The organism is Blautia sp. MSK.18.38 (assembly GCF_024460535.1).
GTDB lineage: Bacteria > Bacillota > Clostridia > Lachnospirales > Lachnospiraceae > Blautia_A > Blautia_A fusiformis.
Window position 1 is genome coordinate 142,001 of sequence record NZ_JANFYP010000001.1, and the last position, 23,762, is coordinate 165,762.

The following is a 23,762-nucleotide window of genomic DNA, read 5'->3' on the forward strand; positions in this document are numbered from 1 at the left end:
CAATGTCTTCGCAGCGTCTTTCACCAAATTTATTCTTACAGCAGATCAGACACTCACGCTCTGTATTTCTGCAGGAATCCTGAAATTTACGGATCATATGCCTTTTATTTATTTCATCAGTCTGATAACCTGCTCTGCAGTATCTGCCAGATTCTGCTTGGCATTCTCATTTTTCATGGCCTCCTCCAGAGTTACCACTCCGCGGAGGATCGGGAAAAAGGCATCGATCCCTGCATCGTTGCAGGCTCTTGCGTCACGCTGTACGGCACCTGCAAAGGCGATCACTTTTTTGCCATATTTCTTTGCAAGCTTTGCAACACCTACCGGCGCTTTTCCCATGGCTGTCTGTCCATCCATACGTCCCTCACCTGTGATCACAAGATCCGCGTCTTTGATGTAGTCCTCAAGTTTTGTCTCATCCAGCACGATGTTGATCCCGGATTCCAGGACTGCATCGGTAAAGGTCAGGAATGCAAATCCCATTCCGCCGGCAGCACCTGTTCCCGGATACTTTGCATCTGCTTTCGGAAAACGCTCCTTTGCAAGCTCTGCGTAAGCACCCAGCCACTGATCCATGTCCTGGATCATCTCCGGCGTAGCACCCTTCTGCGGTCCGTAGATGGAACTGCATCCAAGCTCTCCGCAAAGAGGATTTGTGACATCACAGGCAACACGGAATTTACATTCTGCAAGCTCCGGGATCACATAGGCAGCTGTGATCTCTGTGATGTCTTTCAGGCCCCTTGCTCCCGGAAGGACCTGCTTTCCGTCTTTATCCAGAAATGCATAGCCAAGTGCCTGAAGCATTCCCACACCACCGTCATTGGTGGCGCTTCCGCCGATACCCACAATAAATCTGCGGCAGCCTTTTTCGATGGCGTCCTTGATCACCTCACCGACACCGTAGGTTGTGGTATAAAGAGGATTTCTTTTTTCGTCCGGCACCTGCGTGATCCCTGCTGCACCAGCCATTTCGATCACTGCGGTCTTTGTGCTTTCGATGATGCCATACTCACAGATCACCGGCTCGCCAAGAGGCCCCGTAACCTTTACGTGCTCTGTTTTTCCGTTCATTCCTGCGACAAGGGCTTCCACGGTTCCCTCTCCACCGTCTGCCAGTGGTCTTACCTGAACTTCTGCGTCCGCATCCACACGATGGATACCTTCAGCAGCTGCAAAGCCTGCCTCCATGGATGTCATACTGCCCTTAAAAGAATCGATCGCTGTTACTACCTTCATTTTATTTTCCTCCTGTATGATTTTTATGTAAAGCTGATATCCGTACTCTCCGTTCTATCATTCCGTGTACCGGAAACGTGAAATGTTCATTTACGTGTCAGGCGGATATTTTCTGCGCAGCTCTGCAGCCAAATAACTGTTCTGCTGTTTGGTTATCAGCTGTCCCCGGATGAAAAGAACCTTCTGTGAACTTATTTTTCCCTGGAAATGTCTCTGGCTGATGCCGCAGAGAAGCTTTTTCTCCACAAAAATACTCTTCAATATAAATTAAACCACATTTATAAAAAATGTGGTCTCAATCCCCGAAAATTCCGGGACGCTGTTCTGTTGTATCTGGCACTGGAGCTGGAATGAACCGGCTATTTCACTATTCTCTCACATGAAAGCCAAACTCCTCCTCCAGTGGGATTTCCCTTGCTTCAATCCCCTCGATCTCCACAAAGCTCTGCTGAGAAAGGCGTTCTACCATCTCCCGGATTTCTTCTCTGGTTCCCTGTACTTCCATTTCCACACGATCATCCCAGAGATTCCGTACCCAGCCGGTCAGTCCCATGGACTGTGCAATATAATAGGAGCGGTAACGAAAGCCTACTCCCTGTACTCTTCCTGAAAAATAAAAATGTTTCCGAATCTTTTCCATCTGGCACCTCATATTTTCTGTCTTAACTATTCTGTCTCTGTATCTCCACCCGAAATTCTCCCGCATCCGCCGCAGGAATATCATAACCAGATTATATAATATTTCTTTATAAATTGTAAAGTTATATCCTTCTATCTATTGGAAACTATAATCATCTGCGTTATAATGGTTTTTATCAGAATAAAAAGAAATTTACTTTCTTTTGCAGAAAATATTTTCAACAAAATTTAACATCAGGAGGTAATGATCATGAATGAAAGCATCAAAAACCTGTTAGAACGCAGAAGCATCCGCGCCTACAAAAAAGAGCTTGTTCCGAAAGAAACTCTGGATACGATCCTGGAGGCGGGAGAATATTCCCCCAGCGGCATGGGACAGCAGAGCACTCTTATGGTAGTGACACAGGATCCGGAGCTGGTTGCAAGGCTTTCCAAAATGAACGCAGCTGTTATGGGCAGCACCTCAGATCCGTTCTACGGCGCCCCAACTGTGATCATTGTCTTTTCCGACAGCAAAATGGGCACCTGTGTGGAAAACGGAAGTCTTGTGATGGGAAATCTCATGAATGCCGCACATGCTCTCGGCGTGGACTCCTGCTGGATTCACCGTGCAAAAGAAGTTTTTGACTCCGAGGAAGGAAAAGAGCTGAAGAAGCAGTGGGGTGTTCCGGAGGAATATATCGGCGTGGGCCACTGTGTTCTTGGATACCGTGACTGTGAGTATCCAACAGCCAAACCGCGTAAAGATGGTTTTGTGATCCGTGTGTGATCGGCTTGCAGAATAAAATTTCCACTGCCAAAAACTTTTAATGTAAATAAAGATCTGACAGATTCCTGCATGATACGCATCGCTACGTATCTGAGAATACACAGGGAAACAACCCTCCGGTATCATAAATACCAGAAGCTTTTCCCGTCTTCTCCGGCAGTGATCTGTCAGATTTTATTTTCTCTTATTTCAGTGCTTTATCCTTATATCTGGAAATCTCCTCCAGATATTTTTTCCCAAGGGCACTGATGTTAACACCCTTTCTGGCAACATAACCGATTGTCATGATCTCATCGGAATCCAGCTTCACAGCACAGTAATCGGAACCATTAAGATCCTCACAGATAATACCGGAGCATAAGGTATATCCATTCAGTCCTACCATCAGGTTCAGCATAGTAGCCCTGTCATCGGCTTTGATCAGCCGTTTGTATTCATAGGTGCTCAAAACCTCCTCAGCAAAATAAAAAGAGTTATTTCCTCCCTGTTCAAAGGACAGACACGGATATTCCTTCAGTTCTTCCAGCGTGATCTTCTCACGCTTCGCCAGAGGATGCCCCTTCCACATATAAACGTAGATCCGACAGTTGAGAAGTTCGTGAAACTCCAGACCATACTCGTGAAACATTTTTGTAAGTACCTTACGGTTAAAATCATTTACGTAGAGGATCCCGATCTCACTCTTGAAATTACGGACATCCTCGATGACCTGATGCGTCTTGGTCTCGTGGACCGCAAATTCGTACTCATCCATGCCGAATTGCTTTACCAGCTCCACAAAGGCATTAACTGCAAAGGTATAATGCTGCATGGAAACACTGAATTTTTTGCGTGACTGTTCCTTGGAAATATATTTGGCTTCCATCAGTTCGTACTGTTCCACCACCTGCCTTGCATACCCCAGAAATTCTTCGCCTGCAGGCGTTACGGCGATTCCTCGGTTCGTTCTTCGGAAGATCTCAACACCGGTTTCTGCTTCCAGCTCCCGGATTGCCGTGGAAAGACTGGGCTGAGAAATATAAAGGCTTTTTGCTGCCTCGTTCATAGATCCGGCTTTTGCAATTGCTATGGTATATCTGAGCTGTGCCAGAGTCATCTTTCTGCCTCCCCGTTTCTTGTTCCGGCTTTCTGTTCCTCTTCAGGCAGATCCGGCAACAAGCATCCTTTATCTTTTTATTTAAGGTAGTTCTTATCTACATATCCTTCTTTTCCAAGCTTTGGAACATATACATACCAGTAAGTACTGTCTTTCTTCTCAATGACTTCTACCGTATCTCCGTTATTCAGCTGGGCAATCTCATTGTCCTTGTCATACGCCTTTGTACTGCGCAGAGCCAGATATCCGCTTTCCACTTTAACAGTCATGGATGGAGTTGTCGTACCTGAGCCTCCGGTAAGATAGTTCCTGTCAACATAACCGGTCTTATCCAGCTGCGGAACATATACATACCAGTACTGATCGTTGCTGGTGTCCTTCACCTGAACCGTGTCACCGGTATTCAGCTGTCCGATCTCATTGCTTTCATTATAGGCTGCCTTATTGCGAAGGGCAAGATAACCAGTTTCTACTTTAACTGTCCACAGACCACTGTTGTAAATATACCGGTTATCCACATATCCGGATTTATCAAGCCCCGGAGCATATACGTACCAGTAAGTAGAATCACTGCTGTCCTTTACAAGAACGACATCTCCGGTATTCAGACGTCCGATCTCGTTACTGTCATTGTAAGCTGCGGTACTTCGAAGAGCCAGATAGCCTTTTTTTACCTTTACTGTCCAGGAATCGTTGGAAGCTGTGGCGTTCTCTGCTATCTGGATATAGTTTTTGTCCAGATATCCGGATTTATCCAGTCTTGGCACGTATGCATACCAGTAGGTAGCGTCCTTCCGATTTGTAACTTCCACAAGATCTCCTGTATTCAGCTGTCCGATCTCATTGCCTTTGTCAAAAGCCTTCTCACTCCGGAGAGCCAGGTATCCATCTGTGACTTTGACTTTAAAAGTGGTTCCTGCTGCTGCCTTTGCCTCCCGGATCGTCGCCGGAAAAGCTGCTGCCAGTATAAGTGTCAGAAGTACCAGCCTTTTTACTGCCTTTATATGGGACAGAAGAGTTCTTTTTCTCATATTATACGCCTCCTTTTCTTTTTTGGATCTTTCTCTGATCTGCGGCTCTCTCTGTTTTTTATTTACTGAGCAGACCGCACCGGAATTTATGGTAGTATTATATCATATTTTCAGCTGATAGCTGTAAGAATCACATCTCTTATTGCAGTCCAAAATGTTCTTTTCCACAATGCAGGTATTGACACTTTTAATTAGTAGTGTTATATTACATGTAGAACAAGATAAAAGTAATGCCCCGGGATTTTTCCCGGGGAATTTTATACGCATACGTTCAATATATGACAGTCCGGGAGATCTGTCCTCTGAGAGGACAGATCAATCATCCGGGACGCTGCAGACTATAATATAAGGGAAGGTGAATACCATGGCAGTAAAAAGAGATTATTACGATGTTCTGGGCATTGACCGGAACGCAGATGAAAAAACAATAAAAAAAGCCTATCGTAAACTGGCCAAAAAATATCATCCGGATACAAACGCCGGTAATGCAGATGCCGCAGATAAATTTAAAGAAGTAAACGAAGCCTACGATGTCTTAAGTGATCCAAAGAAGAAAAAAATGTATGATCAGTTTGGTCATGCCGCATTTGAAGCAGGAGCTGATCCTGGAGCCGGCGCAGGTGCCGGTGGATTCGGCGGATTCCAGGGTGGCGGCAATGGCAGCTATCAAGAATTTCATTTTAACGGTGAAAATATGGACGATATTTTTGGTGATATCTTCGGAAATATGTTCCACGGCAGTCACGGCGAAAGCCGCGGTTTCGGCAGCAATGGCACATATGAGCATTTCACCGGTAACGGTGGCGGCTTTCACAGTGGATTTGGCGGAAGTGGCTTTCACAGTGGCAACGGCTTCGGCGGATTCCATCAACAGGATTTTCCGCAAAAAGGCTCTGATGTGAAGGCCAGCATCAACGTTACCTTTGATGAGGCAGCTTTTGGTGCAGATAAAAGGATCTCTCTGTCCGGTCCGGACGGAAGCTCCGGTGCACCGCAGACACTTCAGATTCATATTCCGGCAGGTATTGATACCGGCAAGAGTATCCGTCTGAAAGGAAAAGGCATGCCCGGAACCGGCGGCGGTGAGCCTGGTGACCTTCTTCTGAAGGTTACCGTAGGAACACGTCCTGGCTATGAACGAAAGGGATCGGATGTTTATACCACCATTTCTATTCCTTACACAACCGCTGTTTTCGGCGGTGAAGCCACCGTTCCCACCCTTTACGGAAATGTTATCTGTAAGATCAGGGAAGGTATGCAGTCCGGTTCCAAGATCCGCCTGAGAGGAAAAGGCATTGTTTCCATGAAGAACCCTTCCGTCCGCGGTGATCAGTATGTAACCATTCAGATCCAAGTTCCTCAGAATCTGAATTATTCCGCAAAAGAGAAACTCCATGAATATGCAAAGGCCTGTGGACTGGAACGGAGTAATGCCACCGGATCACATGTAGCATAAAAGTTAAAATAAAAGAGTATCACAAAGCTCATCACTATCAATGAGTTCCTGTGATACTCTTTTTTGATTTTAAAGTAAGATCTGATATAGCTTATGACAGCGTCATATCTCCATCTTTCACCCATCCGAGCTTACGTACAAACATATTGATCAACGGGCAGAGAACTGCCGGGAGAATAAAAGAGATCAGGAAAAGTCCTGCCCAGTCCATAGCTGTAACAGCTGTCTTGGTTCCTTCTGCAATATCATTCATCCATCCTGTATACACACCGATCTGACCTACAAAACCGCAAGTACCCATTCCTGAGGATACAGCAGTTCCGTTCATCTGAAGCCTGAACAAGCAGGTTGCAATAGGTCCTGTGATAGCAGATGTTACGATCGGAGCGATCCAGATCCTTGGATTTCTGACAATATTACCCATCTGGAGCATGGAAGTTCCAATTCCCTGAGAGACAAGACCACCCCATTTGTTTTCCCTGAAGGACATGACCGCAAAACCTACCATCTGCGCACAGCAGCCCGCTACTGCAGCGCCGCCTGCCAGTCCGGTAAGTCCCAGAGCCGCGCAGATCGCAGCAGAAGAGATCGGCAGCGTTAGTGCGATTCCAACAAATACAGAAACCAAGATTCCCATAAAGAATGGCTGCAGATCTGTTGCCCACATGATCACGCTTCCTACCTTCATGGCAGCTTTTCCAAGAGCCGGTGCCCACCATGCGGAAAGACCTACGCCCACACCGATGGTTACAAGAGGCGTTACAAGGATATCGATCTTTGTTTCCTTTGAAACTGCCTTACCGATCTCAGCTGCAACAATGGCAACAAACAGTACAGCCAGAGGACCGCCTGCTCCGCCAAGTGCGTTGGAGGCAAATCCAACGGTGATCAGCGAAAACAATACCAGCGGCGGGCAATGCAAGGCGTAACCGATGGCTACTGCCATGGCAGGGCCACTCATGGCAGATGCCAGAGAACCTACTGTATACTGGGTATCATTGACTGTGGCAACTGCCATAGTCAGAAACGGAATGTGAAACTGTGTGCCAATGGTGTTGATGATCGTACCGATCAGCAGGGAACAGAAAAGTCCCTGTGCCATAGCTCCCAGTGCATCGATACCATATCTCTTCAGAGAGATCTCGATATCCTTCCGTTTTAGAAATGCTTTGAATTTTTCCATTTTTAAACTCTCTCCTTACCCTGATCCGCTTCCTGCCGGATCAGTTCCTTTATTTGCAAAAAGCCTCGCTTACTTTCTCAAGTTCCTCGCGGATGGAAATATGCTGCGGACATACTTCCTCACACTGTCCGCATTTTATACATTCATCTGCACGCTTTCTGCCATGACTGACTACCAGCCAGTCTTCCTGATGCGCTGCGGCGGCTTTATTTCCGTACAATGTCAGATAATTCATTGCTGTAAAAGAACCGGAAATTCCGATTTCCATCGGACAGACCTTTGCACAGTAGTTACAGGTTGTACATGGGATCAGAGGAATTTTGCTCATAGCCTCTCTTGCCTTATCAAGAGTCTCCTTCTCACTGTCAGTAAGGCCATTGAAATCCTTCATAAAGGAAAGGTTATCCTCCATCTGTGCAACATTGCTCATTCCGGAAAGTACGGTGATCACGCCTTCCAGATTTGCCGCAAAACGGATCGCCCAGGATGCTGTGGATGCTTCCGGCTCTGCTTCCTTCAGAAGCTTTTCCACTGCTTCCGGCGGAGTTGCAAGCATGCCGCCTTTTACAGGTTCCATGATAATGACCGGTTTTCCATGTTTTCTGGCTACCTCGTAGCAGGCTCTTGACTGGATCACCGGATTTTCCCAGTCTGCGTAATTGATCTGCAGCTGTACAAATTCCATTTCCGGATGTGCAGTGAGAAGTGCATCCAGCTCCTCCGGTGTGGAGTGGAACGAAAATCCTGCATGTCTGATCAGACCGGCTTCCTTCTGTTCATGGATCCAGTCCCATAAACCGTACTCATCAAAATATTTTGTTCTGTGCTCTCCAAGATTGTGGAGAAGATAAAAGTCGAAATATCCTGCCTTTGTTCTCTCCAGAGATGTTTTAAACTGTGCAAGAGCTTCATCTCTTGTCTTGCAGTTGATCCAGGCTGCCATCTTGGTGGCTAACTGATATTTTTCTCTCGGATAACGCTCTACCAGCGCTTCGCGGATAGCATCTTCGCTTCCTGCATAAGCCCATGCTGTATCAAAATATGTAAATCCGGCTTCCATAAATTTGTCCACCATGACTTTGGTCTGCTCCACATCGATCACACCTTCTGATTTCTGCGGAAGTCTCATAAGGCCAAAACCAAGTTTTTTGATCTCTTCACCTAAATATGCCATATCTTTCTCCCTTCTTATTACATACCGGAAAATTCCTCATATCATCTGATATATCACCGGATAAGCAATATTTCTGACACAGATATCTCCCGGACCGTTATATTTTTGCCGCAGAGAAACTGCGTTTCTCCTATTATAACGATATTTTTCCTGGTGGTAAACCTTTTTCTTTTACAAGTGTCAAGACAATGCCTGCATTACGTCTGAATTTTTGCAGAAAACAGAAAAACAGCTGCCACACGTTTATCGCACGGCAACTGTCTTTTGTCCTATCAGTTCATCTTTGTTCTTTACACCTCAGATCAAATATTTTAAACTGATATTACTTATAATAACCATATATCGAAAGGCAGAAAACTCTCATGAAAAACAAGCAGGTCATGAACCGCCAGACTTCATCAAAAGAACTTCATCTTATTTCCTGCGGCTGGGAAAAATGTACACCGGAACAGTCCTACGGCCCTGGTGTCCGGCGATATTACACCATCCATTTTGTGCTGAGCGGACAGGGATATTTCTATATGAACAACCGGAAATATACCTTGAAAGCCGGACAGTGCTTTTTCATTCCTCCTGTGACCAGCTCTCTCTACAAAGCGGAACCTTCTGATCCCTGGACTTATATCTGGATCTGTTTCAACGGGGAAAACGCTCCAACGCTTTGCGAACACTGCCATCTTACCGGGGAAACTCCGGTCCAGCAGCTGAATTCGGTTCTTCCATATCAGGAAACTATTCTTGAAATGATGGCTCATCCACAACTGACGCCTTCCGGTGAGGCCTATATCCAGAGCGGTCTTTACCGGATCATTGCCCTGCTGGAGGAAGAATTTCATGCTTCCTACACCACCATGGAATCCAATGAGAATTTTTACATCACACAGGCTGTTGATTACATCAAAAAAAGTCCGCTACAGAATATCACTGTGACAGATGTTGCTGACTATCTCCATATCAGCCGCAGCCACCTTTACGGACTTTTTAAAAAACATCTTGGAACCACACCCCAAGCATTCCTGACTTCAGCCAAGATCATCAACGCCCGGGAGCTTCTGACCATCACGGATATCCCTGTCTCCAGCGTGGCGTTCTCCTGCGGATATCAAAATCCATTTGCCTTTTCCCGTGCCTTCAAAAAAGAAACCGGCATGACGCCACGGGAATACCGGGAAAAATATCATCATGCCGAGGATCTTCTGGATTGCTGAACCACTTTTCCTGATTTACGGAACAACTACCTTGGCATTATAGTACTCCACCGTAGCATCCATGGTCGGACCTTCGTTGTCAAACCAGTCATAAGTGATAGTTTCGCCGTTTTCTCCCCATACCTCCGGGCAGTCGATTTCTTCCCAGTCAAGCGGAACAAAATGCTCTTCCTGTTCTGATGCACGCAGCATGATCTGATGCAGCTCCTCAAATTCCTCCGGATTCAAAACTCCAGGTTTTGCGGATACAAACAGTGGTGTACCGCTCTTTGCAAGAACGTCTGCCCACTGACGATTTTTCTCCCATGGGATCATTCCGAAAATACCGACACAGTCTGCATCAATATGGTAAAACGTATTGTGCTGCGGAAGACGGAATGCCAGCGTATTTACGCCCATTCGTCTGGTACGCTCCCAGATACGTCCGCTGGTATCGTCACCGGTCCGGTTCAGATGCATCAGGCCTGCGCCGAGATGTCCGATAGTATTGCAGCCGATGATCACTGCGTTGTTGCTCCGGGAAGCATCATAAATCTCCTGATAAAGCATTTTTACGATTTCTGCGCTGGTTTTGGTCTGATCATAAAAATGCCATTTCTCCATGGAATTGTCTCTTAAATTCGCCTCAAATCCCCATTTTCCAAAGAGATCAAAGGTAGAAAAATCATGCTTGATCAGCGTGTATCCCCAATCACAGATCCTCTCGATATCTTTACGGATATATTCCAGTGCATCCGGGTGGGACGGATCGAGACAGTCATTATAGGAAATCCTCCACTCATTCGGGATATTCTCATCTTCATTAAGAAGCAGACGGACCCAGATACCCGGGCGGACACCTTTTTTCTCCAGCTTGTCTGCAAGACCTTTCATATCCGGAAATCTGTCATTGCCTTTTGTCCATGGTCCACCGTTGTATTCATCCAGGCGGTGATGCTCCTGCCAGCAATCATCAATGACCATGAACGGAGGATTTTTTACACCTTCGGTCAGTTTCAGGATATAATCGGTATCACTTAAGATCTCCTCTTCGGAGCTGTCACCGTAAGCATAGTACCAGTTATTGCTTCCATATACCGGAAACTCCGGGAAGATCGGATCTGTACACATTTTTTCACAGAATTTCTGTGCAGTTTCAAAAGTATCTGCTCCTTCTGCTTCCATGCAGACGATCTGTGCGGCACACAGCTTTCTTCCTTTCAGCTGTACTCCTGTATTTCCGCAGCGAACATCCAGAAACAAAGTAATTCCTTTGGTATCCACCTGCCAGCAGCACATAGCAGAAGGACGGACCTTTACGCCAAAGCAGAGAACCTTCTCAGAAAGCTTCGCCAGAAAATACCATGGCAGATAACGGTTTCCGCTCATTCCATGCCATTCCGCATCACCATAGGTACGTTCCCAGGCATCTCCCAGAAATCTGGCGGATTTCGGGATCTTGTAGTTCCATCTCAGTTTCACACATCTCACTGCATCCTCGGATGTGACAAATATATCCTCATGTTCACCTGCGTTCTGAAATTCCACAGTAGTTGCACCGGCAGCTACTGTCGTCTGCCCTCCCTGGCACACAAGTCTCTCCTCTTCTGTTTCCACTGTTACATAATCCGGTACCCCAAGCTTAAAATCTGCATATTTTTTCTGCATTATTCTCTCCTCCTGTACTTTTTCATTTACATTTTGCTTTACCTGCATACTCATGAATACTGTCTTTCTATCGTCTGTTCAACTCAGAAGAATGTACGAAAAATTTTTTTAATACATTTTGTCTATATGCCTTATTATATTGATTTTTTTGATTTTTTCTATGCTTTAAAGTTATTATAACATTGCAGAATGTTCAATCTGCATAAGATTTTCAGTCCTTGTCCGATTCGCTTTTTAATATAAGAACATAAGGGGCTAAAGGTGGAAATTAGTTTTTCATTTTACTTAACACAAATTCTTCACAATTTTTTAGCACTCACCTCTTGACTTTGCTAGCAACAAGTGTTATATTACATATAGAACAAAGAAGGAGATAAAAAAGAACTTCCAGATGTTCAGAATAAAACCAAACGATCACCACTGCGGAATAACCCGAAGTGGTAACTATATACCGGCAACAGTTGGATTTCTTGATCCACCGGAACGGCTTTTCAATTTGAAAGGAGAAATGACTTATGATGTTCCCGAGTGTATTTGGAGAAAACTTATTTGATGACTGGATGGATGATTTTGGATTCAGAGATAATTTCTTTAGCGGAAAGAACCCTCTTTATGGCAAACATGCAAAAAATATCATGAAAACTGATGTACGTGAAACAGATAAAGGCTATGAGCTGGATGTAGATCTTCCAGGATTTAAGAAAGATGAAGTACAGGTACAGCTGAAGGATGGTTATCTTACCATCTCCGCTGCCAAGGGTCTTGACAAAGACGAGGAAGACAAGAAAGGCAATTATATCCGCCGTGAACGTTATGCCGGCAGCACAAGCAGAAGCTTCTATGTTGGTAATGGTGTAAAAAACGAAGATGTCCATGCAAAATTTGAGAACGGTGTTCTGAGACTTTCTATTCCGAAAAAAGCAGCTGAAGAGATTGAAGCTGATAAATATGTATCTATTGAAGGCTGACATTGACTCACTCTCACAGGGGGAGGATCCATAGGGATTCTCCTCCTCTTTTTTATACTCAATAATACATATGACACTCTCTTTCCAATTTACTACGTACTCACAAATACTTTCACTCTATAGTAATGATCCTTTTGTCAAAGTTTTCATGATATTGGATATTTTTTAACAAATATGCTTGATCTTTTGAATATTTTTTATATATTTTGTATTATATTATTTCATTTTTTTGAAATTAATGGTATAATATGCACAGCTAATCGGATATTTGCAATCCGCATTCGGTTAAATAAATCTGTTTCGTAATCCTTCAGGATAATTCTCCTGAACAACCACGTAAAACATGATCACGACAGGAGGTTTTTATTATGGATCAGGACAACATCATAAAAATTTATGCACGCAATGACAACCGCATACAGCTTAAAATGATTCCGGGACACTTCGTAACATCCCAGTCCCATATCACACACTACCTGGATCTCACTACTATGAAATCCAGATGCGCTGAAGCACAGCGTATTGCATCCGCTCTCGCAGCAAATTACGAAGCATCCATTCCGGTAGACACCATCGTCTGCATGGACGGACTTGAAGTGATCGGTGCTTATCTCGCCGAAGAACTGACCAAAGCCGGCGTCCTTTCCATGAACGCACACCAGACCATCTACGTCATCACCCCTGAGTTCAACAGCACCGGGCAGATGATCTTCCGCGACAACTATGAACCAATGATCAATGGAAAAAACATCCTCGTCCTAAATGGTTCCATCACCACCGGATCCACATTGAACCGAGCTATCGAAAGCGTTCTGTACTATGGCGGTAAGATCCGCGGCGTGGCAGCCATCTACAGCAGTGTAGACAGTGTAGCCACACTCCCTGTCCACTCTATCTTTCAGGCCAGAGACATCCCGGACTATCACTCCTACCGCTCTGACAACTGCCCACTGTGCAAAAACCGCCAGAAGATCGATGCTATTGTCAGCAGTTACGGATATTCTGTATTATAAGATTCAGATCAATCAACGAATCCCCCATGGATAGCAAAACCAGTGGGGGATTCTCTTTATCTTTTCTTATTATAATTGATATTCTCTGTACATAGCTTCACGCATTTCTTTATCTGTAACAACCTTCTGAATCTCATTACCACGATTATCAAGTATAAGCCTGTTGATCAGAACACTAAGTCGTTCTTCCCCCTGGGCCATTCCCTGGGCCATTCCCTGTTCTCGCCCCTGTTCTTTAGCTTCCGCCATCAGTCTTGCCCTTTTCTCAGATTCCAGTTCCAGAACATGTCCACCCATAATCTCACCTATTCCTTTCCGGACTTTCTCCTCATTTCTGAAAATATGATCAGATATCCGAGTTATCAGTCCAATCAGATCACTGAACAGTTCGGACCTTCCAGATTCAGTGATCTCTACCTCCAGTTTACTCCGGATCACTTCATATTCATTCAGTAATTCCTGAAAAAGTTGTGGATTCTCACTCATCTCATGCCCTCTTTTTTCATATCGCATGATATAAAAAGGAAGCAGCATAAGAAGACTCTTTTCAAATATATTATCTTTTGTATAATTCTCTACTTTAATGGCAGGCACTCTGTACAAATGACATCCTCCATCCGGAAAAACCACATCCACTTCCAGAAAATCCGGCGTATTCCTACTATTTCTCAGATACAACACACAAGAACGTGGAAACTCCATCCGATACCTCCGTCCCTGCTTTCTGGCAAACTCAACAGCAGTTGCAAAATCATACTCTATCATCCGTACAGCCATTGTCGTGTCATCCGTACTCTGACATTCTATATGATAAATCCTGTTTCCGATCAACAGCCGAGAATCCGTAATAATCTCACCATCCACCCGCTGATACTCATTACGCAGCTGCACAATCTCCACATCAGCCGGGTATGATGTATGAAAAACATCATTGATCAAAGGCACGACCAGAAACGTCATTTTCTCCATCATAGTACGAAAAACATCATCAAAAATCGTATTATCTCTCAAACAATACTCCTTCTGGTATATACAATTATACCATCAACCAAACACTTCAGAAACCCTGTATACAGTTTTTATAAATATTTTTGAAAAAACGCTTCAGACATTGAAGCAAAAAGAAACCAAATAAATGGATAGATCTTATAAGATATACAAATCATACCACACATCCCACCACAACACCACAAAAACCCATCTCCAAATTTCGACACCACCTTCCAGCGTCCAGCAACACGCCGACATTCACAATCTCCCTCCAAACCACATGGAATCTCAACCTTCCAAACTACAGGCGTCCAGCAACGCGCCGACGCTCACAACCTCCCCGGCAAACCACAAGGAAACTCAGCCTTTCCTCCCAGCCATCCAGCGCAGCGCTGATGGCTCATCCAACTCCCGTCAGACCACTCTATCCCTCCCAACATGACCGCACAGTGTGAGGTTTGCAGCAGAAGTCCGGGTGCTTTGGAGTGAGCCTTGGTCCATACTTAGCGTCTGAGGTGGTTCACGGAGAGGTATCCGGCGGCCACAAGCCGCAGGGTAAGGCCCATCTGTCTGAGCCAGGTACGCATCAGCGTACATGGCGAGTTATGGGCCGGCCGCTCCGTGAGACACCTCAGACGCTTAGTATGACCAGGCGAAACGACGGCACCCGGACTTCTGCTGCAAATCTCACACGTCCGTCCGCGTCATCTTGCCCCCACCAAACACCTGTGCTATAATCAAACTAATTAAAAAACCGAGGTAAACCACACATGAACAAAAAAGAAATCGCAGAAATAAAAAAACAATTCACCCCTGACCGCTGCTCCATCACCCGCATCTGCGGCTGCTACGTAGACGGTGAAAAAAACAAAAAAACCGAACTCAAAGAAGCCTTCTTATCCTTATCAGAGGAAGAAACCTTCAAATACTTCGACATCTTCCGAAAAACCCTCACCGGCACCATCGGAAAAAACCTCATCAACATGGAATTTCCCCTGGATCAGGAAGCTGAAGGCGGAACCCAAAACTTCCTCATGAAACTCCGCAAAAGCAAACTCACCGACGACACCCTCACCGAAGCCTTCTACGACAGAATCATAGAAAACTACGACTACGGTGAAAACTACTACATCATCCTCATCCACGCAGTCTACGACATCCCCGGCAAATCCTCCGACGGTGCCGAAATGTTCGACGCTTCCGATGAGATCTACGATCACATCCTCTGCAGTATCTGCCCGGTCAAGCTCTCCAAAGCAGGCCTGCATTACAATGCAGAGACAAACAATATTGAAGACCGTATCCGGGACTGGCTGGTAGAAATGCCTGACTGGGGCTTCCTTTTCCCACAGTTCAACGACCGCAGTACCGATATCCACGGACTTCTCTACTACACCAAAAACGCCGAAAATCTCCGCTCCACCATGATGGAAGAAGTCTTCGGCTGCACCACACCACTATCTGCCGGAACCCAGCGTGACTCCTTCAATGCTCTGGTGGAAGAAACCCTTGGTGATGACTGTGCCTACGACACAGTCCTTGAGATCCACGAAAAGCTCAACGATCTCATCGAATCCCAGAAGGACGAACCGGAACCTGTTGTCCTCACCAAATCCGAAGTCAAACGTCTCTTCGAAGAATGCGGCGTAGAAGACGAAAAGCTCCAGAACTTCGATGAACAGTATGAGCTTGCCGCAGGAGAAAAATCAGCTCTGGTAGCATCCAACATCACCAACACCCGGAAATTCGAGATCAAAACCCCTGACGTGGTGATCCATGTAGCACCGGACCGGGCAGAACTGGTAGAAACCCGCATCATCGATGGTCGAAAATGCCTTGTGATCCCCATGGAAAGTGAAATAGAACTCAACGGTATCCGTGTCAGCACACTGAACTCTGTTGAAGATACATCCGCAGAACCGCTTCCTGTTAATGATATTACTGACATTGATAACAGTAACACCGAAGAAGAAATCCCATTTTAAAGGAGACCTTATGAACGATAAAAAAATCCTGTTCTTCGACATAGACGGCACACTGCTTACGCCTCACCCCTTCAAGGTTCCGGAGAGCACCAGCCGCGCCCTCACAAAAGCCCATGAAAACGGTCATCTTCTTTTCATCAACACCGGCCGCACCAAAGTAATGATGCCCTCTGCACTCTCAGAGCTTCATTTCGATGGCTATATATACGGCTGTGGAACCCACATTTACATGGACAACAAATTGCTTTTTTTCCGCACAGTCCCAAATCTTCTGTGCAAGGAAACCGTAGACCTTCTCCGCAAATGCAAGATCGAGGCAATTTTTGAATCCAACACTGAGATCCTGTATGATGGCGCATCTCCGGCCCAGTCCGAATTCGGAGTCAAAATGCGAAAAGAAATTCCAATGGTCGACATCACGAAATTCAATCGGGAGGATGCCTGCACTTACTCTTATGACAAATTCCTGGTACATATGCTGCCGGATTCCGATGTCGAAAAATTCCGCAGCTTCTGTAATGATCATTACACCTATTTTGATCACGGAGACGGAATCTGGGAAGTCACACAAAAGGGTACCAGCAAAGCCACAGGCATGGAATTTCTCCTGGACCGCCTTTCCATCCCCAAGGAAAACTGCTATGCATTCGGAGACAGTCCCAACGACCTTCCCATGCTGAAAGCTGCCGGAGTCAGCGTTGCTATGGGAAATGCTTACGGAGGCATCGAAAAGCACTGCACATACCAGACAAGCGCAGTAGACAGGGACGGGATTCTTCACGCACTGGAGCATCTCGATCTAATCTGACGATCCATAAAGCAGGCATGAGCATTACAAAAAACGAGCCGTGTACGATAAACCCGTACACGGCTCGTTGTCTTTTCTCTTATCATTCCATTGTAAACATTGTATCTTATTTCTCAGCTTCCGGTGTAGCAGCTGCCTCAGATTCTGTACTGTCTGCAGTCTCCTCATCAGCCTTTGCAGAATCTCCCTCTGTCTCCGGTGTCTCGGTCACATCGGTCTGCTCCTCAGCTGCCGGTGTCTCGGTTGCCTCAGCCTCTGCAGAATCTGCTGTCGGTGTCTCAGTTACATCCGGGTCCGGTGTCGGAGTTGGAGTCTGGATCGTAAAGCTGTGATTATCTGTGATCTTGATCTTCTTAATCAATTTTTTCTCTTCTTTGATATCAGCTTTCTTCTTCCAGCCATCTGTTGTATCATTATAGAAATCATCCTTCTTGGTGTTTGTCAGAGACTCTTTCTTACTCTCCGTTGCAGTTTTATCATTCTTGGAATCCAGTCTCACAACATACCATACGGAATCTGTCTTTATGATCTCCTCGTTCAGTGCACCCTCGTCCAGCTTTCTTAAAGCGGTACGAACCTCATCCGGATAAGTAGTTCCGTTGGCAGCACTGTCATCACCTTCCTCATAGGTAGGGCATGTTCCGGTTGTTGCGGTCATATCCTTGGAGATCTCATCTCCAAGAGTATTGAAATCTGCAGCCGGATCCTCTTTAACCTTGTCATAGAACTTCTGAAGATTCTCTTTATTCTTCTTGATATCATCATCGGAAAGATCATCTCCGCTGACCTTTGCACTTGCATAGCTGAAGGACATCTGCTGATATTCTTTCTCATCCAGCTTCACGTCCGCTTTGGCTTCAATGGCATCCTTCATCTTCACATCGTATGTTTCAAGCTCGAGGAAAGTCTTCACCATATCTTCATCAACTGCAAGCTCTGCAATTGTCTCATCAGAATTGGCAGCCATGAAGTTCTTGGCAGCTTCCTCAAGAGCCTTCTGCTCGTCATCTGTGATTTCAACATCATACTCGGAAGCGTGTTCTTTCTCCAGACACATCTTTTCAACAGTTTCAACAGAAGTTGTTACCGCATTTTCACCGTAAGTCTCATCGGAATCATCATCCATTTTGGTACTCCAGATAGACATATCGCTTCCGCCGCCAAGATACATCTTGTACATTGCCTCAGCCTGTGCCTGCTGCATACGTGCTGCCAGACTTACAACGCCAAACGGGATTTCCTGCTTATTGACTGTCACTGCGATCTTTGTACCATCGAGTTTTTTATTTCCGCAGCCTGCCATCATTCCTGCCGCTGTAACGCAGACAAGAGCAGTAACTGCCGCTTTCTTTACTGAATTTCTCATTTCATCCTCCATCTATCCGTCCATAAGAATCACGGTCCGGCTCTTATTCCATAATACTTGATTATAAACGTTTTCACCTTTAAGAGCAAGGAATTTCACGAACTTACACGACATTTCACAAATTATCCACAAGTCTTTCCGGGAAAATATCCGGTATCCACAAACCGGATGTTTTTTCCCGTGGATAACCCTAAGCTTAGCTGATTCTTCCCTTTACTCCAGTGGCTCTGCCAGTTTTGCCAGCTTCCCCGCAAACTTCATCAGCTCTTCGATCAGCCTTCCCTGTGGTGTCAGGATAAATTTCGGCTCATGATCAGCCTTAAACTGCAAACCTCTCCGGTACTGCGCCATAATAGCCGGGATACCTGCGGGATCCAGCTTAGCCTTTTCATAGAGCGTGATCCGGACATCTTTTCCAAGCTGCTTGATCTCCGTCACATATCCCTGATGGGCAAGAGCCTTCAGCCTTGCAATAGCAAGAAGGTTCAACACAGCTTTTGTCGGCTCACCAAAACGGTCGATCAGCTCCTCCAACATATCGTCATATTCCTGCTGGCTTTCAATACCGGCAATACGCTTATAAATATCCAGCTTCTGGAACTCGTTGCCGATATAGGAATCCGGGATAAATGCATCAATGTTGAGATCAATGGTCGTCTCAAAATCATCCATAGTCCGGATTCCCTTTGCCTCCTTGACAGCCTCACTGAGCATCTTACAGTAAAGGTCATAACCAACTGCGTTCATATGCCCGTGCTGCTGAGCACCAAGAAGATTTCCTGCTCCACGAAGCTCCAGATCCTTCATAGCTATCTTAAAACCGCTTCCAAGGTCTGAATACTCCCGCATGGCGCTGAGCCGTTTCTCCGCGGTCTCCTGGAGCATCTTGTTTTTGGTATACATCAGGAATGCATAAGCAGTCCTGTTGGAACGTCCTACACGCCCACGGAGCTGATAAAGCTGGGAAAGGCCATATCTGTCCGAATCATGGATGATCATAGTGTTTACGTTGGAAATATCCAGTCCTGTCTCAATAATAGTGGTGGAAACCAGTACATCCACATCTCCATTGATAAAATCATACATTACCTGCTCCAGTTCCCTCTGACTCATCTGTCCATGTGCAAAATCCACTCTGGCCTCCGGCACAAGTCTGGATATCCGAAGGGCTACTTCGGCAATGTCATTGACTCGATTATATACGTAATACACCTGTCCACCCCGGCGAAGCTCCCTGCGGATGGCTTCCCGAACAGTCTCCTCATCATACTCCATAACGTATGTCTGGATCGGCACACGATCCATCGGCGGCTCTTCCAGAACGCTCATATCACGGATACCGATGAGACTCATATGAAGAGTTCTCGGAATCGGCGTTGCCGTCAGCGTCAGTACATCCACATCTTTTTTCATCTGCTTGATCTTCTCCTTGTGAGTAACACCGAAGCGCTGCTCCTCATCAATGATCAGAAGTCCAAGATTTTTAAATTCCACATCTTTTGAAAGAACTCTGTGGGTGCCGATCACAATATCTACCTGCCCCTTTTTGATCCCTTCGATGGTCTTTTTCTGCTGGGCAGATGTCCGGAAACGGCAGAGAAGCTCCACCTTCACCGGAAATTCTTTCATACGCTGTACAAAGGTATTGTAATGCTGCTGGGCAAGAATGGTAGTAGGGACCAGATAAACCACCTGCCGGCTTTCCTGTACTGCCTTAAACGCAGCTCTTAAAGCCACCTCCGTCTTTCCGTAACCAACGTCACCACACACAAGACGGTCCATGATCCTGGTGCTTTCCATGTCTCTCTTGGTATCCTCAATGGCTGCCAGCTGATCCTCTGTCTCCTCATAGGGAAACATCTCCTCAAATTCCTTCTGCCATACGGTATCCGGTCCGCAGACATACCCCTCTTTCTCCTGGCGGACTGCATAAAGCTCTACCAGCTCTTTTGCGATATTTTTTACCGCACCCTTAACACGGCTCTTGGTCTTATTCCACTCCTGACCGCCAAGCTTGTTCAGCTTAGGCGTTTTTGCATTTTCGGAGGATCCTGAATATTTCTGTAAAGCATCCAGCTGGGTTGCCAGGATATAGAGATTACTGCCGCCCCGGTATTCGATCTTGATGTAATCCTTCACAACACGGTCAACCTCTACCTTTTCGATTCCACGGTAAATACCCAGTCCGTGCTTTTCATGAACAACAAGATCACCAATGGAAAGCTCTGCAAAATCCTGGATCCTGTTTCCGCTGTACTTTTTCTTTTTTTTACGCTTTTTCTGCTCTTTGCCGAAAATATCGGTTTCCGTCATCACTGCAAATTTGATCAGCGGATACTGGAAGCCACGTCTTGCGTGACCATAGACCACCATGATCTCCCCGGGACTGATGATACGATCCATGTCCTGGCTGTAAAAAGCATTCAGTCCTTCCTCTGAAAGATCCTTTGCCAGACGCTCCGCCCTGGTCCTGGAACCGGAGAGCAATGCGATCCGGTATCCCTGACTCTTATACTGAATGAGATCCTTTACCAGAAGTTCAAAGCTGCTGTTATAAGAATCTACAGACTTCACCGTAAGATCAAATTCCTCATTGATCTTCCATCCGGAACGTCTGGGAGAAAGTGCGGATACAGCCACACAATTCCGCCTGTTCAGCTTCTTCTGCAGTTCCTGAAAGCCACATAGCCACTGCTCCGGAAGATTTGCCTCGCCTTTTTCCTCTCTGTGCATACGACTCTGACGGTACTCTTCCTCCACACCCTCGCCGTTTTCTGCCAGGTGGTTCAGTTCATCCAGAAACACCAGTGTTTTTTCTTCCGGAAAATAATCCAGAAAGGATACCATATCTTCTCCGTCCATCTTTTCTGCGGCCGGATAAATCGTAATTTCATCTACATTTTCCAGAGATCTCTGACTTTCCGCATCAAAGCTCCGGATAGAATCCACCTCATCATCCCACAGTTCGATACGCCAAGGATTATCCTCTGTCAGCGGATAGATATCAATGATTCCTCCACGCACAGAAAACTGCCCCGGAAGCTCTACCTGACCAGTGCGTTCATACCCCAGCTCTACCAGCTCTTCCTTCAGCTGATCCAGATCGATCACACTGTCACTTTTAAAATGAAGAAGTCTGCTTCTGATCTTTTCCAGCGGCATCAAGAAATCCATACATCCGTCAATGCTGGTAACAACGGTCACTTCTTCCTGTTCCAGAAGTGCCCGGATCACACGCATCCGCTGCCGGATCAGAAGATTTCCGTGAATATCTGCCTGAAAAAACAGAAGATCCTTTGCCGGATAAAAATATACATTTTTGTCATAGAAGCGGTAATCCTCATAGATTTCCTTTGCGTTGCGCTCATCATCCGCAAGGATCAGATGATATGGAAAAAGCCCGGAAAGTCCATACATCAGATGGACCTTCTGGGACTCCATGCATCCGGAAACATTAAGAATTCCGCAGTTTGCGCCACAGCGCTTTTTTATTTCCTCAAACTCTGCAAGACCCTGCAGAGGATGCAAAAATGCTTCCATACAAACCTCAATTCTTAGGCTTTTTCCTGTTATATTTATTCATCGCCGCATCTACGCCCTCGGACAGGATCATCTCCACAGCCTCTGCCGCATCATTGATCCCTTCATCCACAAGCTTGCGGTCACTGTCCGAAAAATGACCCAGCACAAAATCTGCCAGATCCCATTCTTTCGGTTTTGCACCGACACCAACACGGATGCGGATAAATTTTTCAGTTCCAAGGCGGCGGATGATATCCTTGATCCCGTTATGTCCGCCTGCACTGCCTTTTTTGCGGATACGAAGCTGCCCAGGCTCCAGATCGATATCATCGTAGATCACGATCAGCTCTGTCTCCGGATCGATCTTGAAATAGCCGGACATCTCCTGGATCGGACCGCCGCTTAAATTCATATAGGAAAGCGGTTTCATCAGAATAGCTTTTTCACCGCCGATAATACCTTTTCCATACATGGCATTAAATTTTACGCCGCCCTGCGGGATATTATGCTTCTCCACAAGACAGTCAACGGTGTCAAAGCCCATATTGTGGCGTGTAGCCTCATACTGCTTTCCCGGATTTCCCAAACCTGCAATTAAATACATAAAAACTCCTCAGCTGTAATCTACCTGGTTCAACGCCAGGCCTTCTTATGCCTTAAGGCATACAAATGCTCTGATCGTATCAGTTGAAATATACCATCTCATCAGCAAGTGGCTCACAAACTTCTACATGCTCTGCGTAAAGTACGACTCCCTCTCCCTGATATTCCATTCTCTTCTCAAACGCAACCTTCGCAGTAACATCCACCCACTGGCCTTCTGCGATCTTCGGAGCAAAAGCGCTCTTGCAGATGTAACCAAGGAATGTGGTATCATCTGCACAGCAAGTCATGGCTGTTCTTCCGGGAACAAAGAATTTGCTTCCCATTCCACGCGGCTTCAGGGCACGTGCTTTAAAGTGAACGGTTTTTCCGACATAGCGGTCCGGATGATCCATGGAATCCACAAACCAGATACCATAATCCTCCGGAAGGATATCGATCACCGGCGCATCAATATCAAATGGCATCTCATCCTCAAAAAGATCACCAAGCTCGCCCTCTTCATCCTCAAAGATGATCTCCGCACGCTGGTTCACCACCTTGATGCTTCTTCTGTAAGAAGGAAGCGGATCGTTCTCCTGGCAGCGGTTAAAGATAACCATATCCGCATTGCGGACCATGTCCATAAAAAGGGACTTCATATTCGCCATATAGACCTGGAATGTGCTTGCATCCACACAGGTGATATGCTGCTCCACGCCCCAGCCTTCCGGTTTTTCCATTTCTTCGAATTTACTTACCAGCCACATGCCATTATACTCAATGATCACCCGCTCCGGCTGATGCAGGATCTCCATTGCCGCAAGTCGTTCCGGTGTAAGCTCTTCCTCACTGTCAATGCTCTCCACAACGGTATTGCACTGTTTCAGTGCTTCCTCATCATATTCTTCCTCACCCTCTTCGCAAAGGATCAGCAGTGTTTTTCCATCGATCTGAAAGTAATCCTGCTGCAGGGTAAAGCTCAGGAAAGAGGTCTTGCCGCTTTCCAGAAAACCTGTGATCAGATAAACGGGTACTCTGGTCTCTTCCATAAATCCATCCCATCAGATACTGTACGATTTAATG

The 23,762-nt window shown here is 45.9% G+C and carries 20 protein-coding genes; 8 read left to right on the top strand and 12 right to left on the bottom strand.

Annotated elements, in window-relative coordinates:
* Window positions 1–108: 108 nt before the first annotated feature.
* Window positions 109–1,239, bottom strand: coding sequence for a glycerate kinase family protein (locus NE638_RS00720; protein ID WP_147603195.1), 1,131 nt, complete (start codon window positions 1,237–1,239; stop codon window positions 109–111).
* A gap of 201 nt (window positions 1,240–1,440) precedes the next feature.
* On the opposite strand from NE638_RS00720, the gene NE638_RS18170 reads away from it, so the two are divergent.
* On the top strand, window positions 1,441–1,593 hold the full coding sequence (locus tag NE638_RS18170; protein WP_255363779.1) for a helix-turn-helix domain-containing protein: 153 nt from the start codon (window positions 1,441–1,443) through the stop codon (window positions 1,591–1,593).
* 13 nt (window positions 1,594–1,606) lie between these two features.
* Here the strand turns inward: NE638_RS18170 and NE638_RS00730 are convergent, their stop codons facing one another.
* Window positions 1,607–1,879 carry an acylphosphatase gene (locus tag NE638_RS00730; protein WP_015525529.1) on the bottom strand — a complete coding sequence of 91 codons (273 nt, stop codon included), beginning with the start codon at window positions 1,877–1,879 and terminating at the stop codon, window positions 1,607–1,609.
* Between the two features lie 249 nt (window positions 1,880–2,128).
* Between NE638_RS00730 and NE638_RS00735 the strand changes: the two genes are divergently transcribed.
* Window positions 2,129–2,647, top strand: coding sequence for a nitroreductase family protein (locus tag NE638_RS00735; protein WP_110102715.1), 519 nt, complete (start codon window positions 2,129–2,131; stop codon window positions 2,645–2,647).
* A gap of 184 nt (window positions 2,648–2,831) precedes the next feature.
* Here the strand turns inward: NE638_RS00735 and NE638_RS00740 are convergent, their stop codons facing one another.
* Both NE638_RS00740 and NE638_RS00745 read right to left on the bottom strand, forming a co-directional pair.
* A complete protein-coding gene (locus NE638_RS00740) occupies window positions 2,832–3,743 on the bottom strand; it encodes a LysR family transcriptional regulator (RefSeq protein WP_015525527.1) in 912 nt (303 codons plus the stop codon).
* Window positions 3,744–3,820: 77 nt separating this feature from the next.
* The gene (locus NE638_RS00745) at window positions 3,821–4,774 is read right to left on the bottom strand and encodes an SH3 domain-containing protein (RefSeq protein ID WP_242981812.1); all 954 of its coding nucleotides are present in this window, start codon (window positions 4,772–4,774) and stop codon (window positions 3,821–3,823) included.
* Window positions 4,775–5,138: 364 nt separating this feature from the next.
* On the opposite strand from NE638_RS00745, the gene NE638_RS00750 reads away from it, so the two are divergent.
* Complete coding sequence (locus tag NE638_RS00750) at window positions 5,139–6,230, top strand: DnaJ C-terminal domain-containing protein (protein ID WP_059086226.1); 1,092 nt, start codon at window positions 5,139–5,141, stop codon at window positions 6,228–6,230.
* A 91-nt stretch (window positions 6,231–6,321) separates the two neighbouring features.
* On the opposite strand, the gene NE638_RS00755 is transcribed toward NE638_RS00750, so the two are convergent.
* Both NE638_RS00755 and NE638_RS00760 read right to left on the bottom strand, forming a co-directional pair.
* Window positions 6,322–7,413 (bottom strand): PTS transporter subunit IIC, encoded by a 1,092-nt coding sequence (locus NE638_RS00755; protein WP_015525523.1) that lies wholly within the window; start codon window positions 7,411–7,413, stop codon window positions 6,322–6,324.
* A gap of 49 nt (window positions 7,414–7,462) precedes the next feature.
* A complete protein-coding gene (locus tag NE638_RS00760; RefSeq protein ID WP_021652764.1) occupies window positions 7,463–8,587 on the bottom strand; it encodes an aldo/keto reductase in 1,125 nt (374 codons plus the stop codon).
* Window positions 8,588–8,949: 362 nt separating this feature from the next.
* On the opposite strand from NE638_RS00760, the gene NE638_RS00765 reads away from it, so the two are divergent.
* Window positions 8,950–9,795, top strand: coding sequence for an AraC family transcriptional regulator (locus NE638_RS00765; RefSeq protein WP_044962271.1), 846 nt, complete (start codon window positions 8,950–8,952; stop codon window positions 9,793–9,795).
* A 15-nt stretch (window positions 9,796–9,810) separates the two neighbouring features.
* Here the strand turns inward: NE638_RS00765 and NE638_RS00770 are convergent, their stop codons facing one another.
* Window positions 9,811–11,442 (bottom strand): glycoside hydrolase family 36 protein, encoded by a 1,632-nt coding sequence (locus NE638_RS00770; RefSeq protein ID WP_243164922.1) that lies wholly within the window; start codon window positions 11,440–11,442, stop codon window positions 9,811–9,813.
* A 515-nt stretch (window positions 11,443–11,957) separates the two neighbouring features.
* Between NE638_RS00770 and NE638_RS00775 the strand changes: the two genes are divergently transcribed.
* Both NE638_RS00775 and NE638_RS00780 read left to right on the top strand, forming a co-directional pair.
* Complete coding sequence (locus NE638_RS00775; RefSeq protein WP_015525518.1) at window positions 11,958–12,410, top strand: Hsp20/alpha crystallin family protein; 453 nt, start codon at window positions 11,958–11,960, stop codon at window positions 12,408–12,410.
* Window positions 12,411–12,778: 368 nt separating this feature from the next.
* The gene (locus NE638_RS00780; protein ID WP_118607879.1) at window positions 12,779–13,423 is read left to right on the top strand and encodes an orotate phosphoribosyltransferase; all 645 of its coding nucleotides are present in this window, start codon (window positions 12,779–12,781) and stop codon (window positions 13,421–13,423) included.
* Window positions 13,424–13,492: 69 nt separating this feature from the next.
* Here NE638_RS00780 and NE638_RS00785 read toward each other — a convergent pair whose 3' ends face one another.
* Window positions 13,493–14,434 (bottom strand): hypothetical protein, encoded by a 942-nt coding sequence (locus NE638_RS00785; RefSeq protein WP_118607880.1) that lies wholly within the window; start codon window positions 14,432–14,434, stop codon window positions 13,493–13,495.
* Window positions 14,435–15,183: 749 nt separating this feature from the next.
* Here NE638_RS00785 and NE638_RS00790 point away from each other — a divergent pair.
* Together NE638_RS00790 and NE638_RS00795 are read left to right on the top strand one after the other, a co-directional pair.
* Complete coding sequence (locus NE638_RS00790) at window positions 15,184–16,398, top strand: DUF4317 domain-containing protein (protein ID WP_092072040.1); 1,215 nt, start codon at window positions 15,184–15,186, stop codon at window positions 16,396–16,398.
* A gap of 10 nt (window positions 16,399–16,408) precedes the next feature.
* Complete coding sequence (locus NE638_RS00795; protein ID WP_244091937.1) at window positions 16,409–17,206, top strand: HAD family hydrolase; 798 nt, start codon at window positions 16,409–16,411, stop codon at window positions 17,204–17,206.
* Window positions 17,207–17,312: 106 nt separating this feature from the next.
* On the opposite strand, the gene NE638_RS00800 is transcribed toward NE638_RS00795, so the two are convergent.
* From NE638_RS00800 to NE638_RS00815, 4 genes are all read right to left on the bottom strand, one after another.
* Window positions 17,313–18,572 (bottom strand): hypothetical protein, encoded by a 1,260-nt coding sequence (locus NE638_RS00800; protein ID WP_049946995.1) that lies wholly within the window; start codon window positions 18,570–18,572, stop codon window positions 17,313–17,315.
* A 213-nt stretch (window positions 18,573–18,785) separates the two neighbouring features.
* Window positions 18,786–22,112, bottom strand: coding sequence for a transcription-repair coupling factor (gene mfd, locus NE638_RS00805; RefSeq protein WP_173745612.1), 3,327 nt, complete (start codon window positions 22,110–22,112; stop codon window positions 18,786–18,788).
* A 7-nt stretch (window positions 22,113–22,119) separates the two neighbouring features.
* Complete coding sequence (gene pth, locus NE638_RS00810; protein WP_173745613.1) at window positions 22,120–22,698, bottom strand: aminoacyl-tRNA hydrolase; 579 nt, start codon at window positions 22,696–22,698, stop codon at window positions 22,120–22,122.
* Between the two features lie 79 nt (window positions 22,699–22,777).
* The gene (locus NE638_RS00815) at window positions 22,778–23,728 is read right to left on the bottom strand and encodes a TIGR03943 family putative permease subunit (protein ID WP_092072052.1); all 951 of its coding nucleotides are present in this window, start codon (window positions 23,726–23,728) and stop codon (window positions 22,778–22,780) included.
* Window positions 23,729–23,762 lie beyond the last annotated feature (34 nt).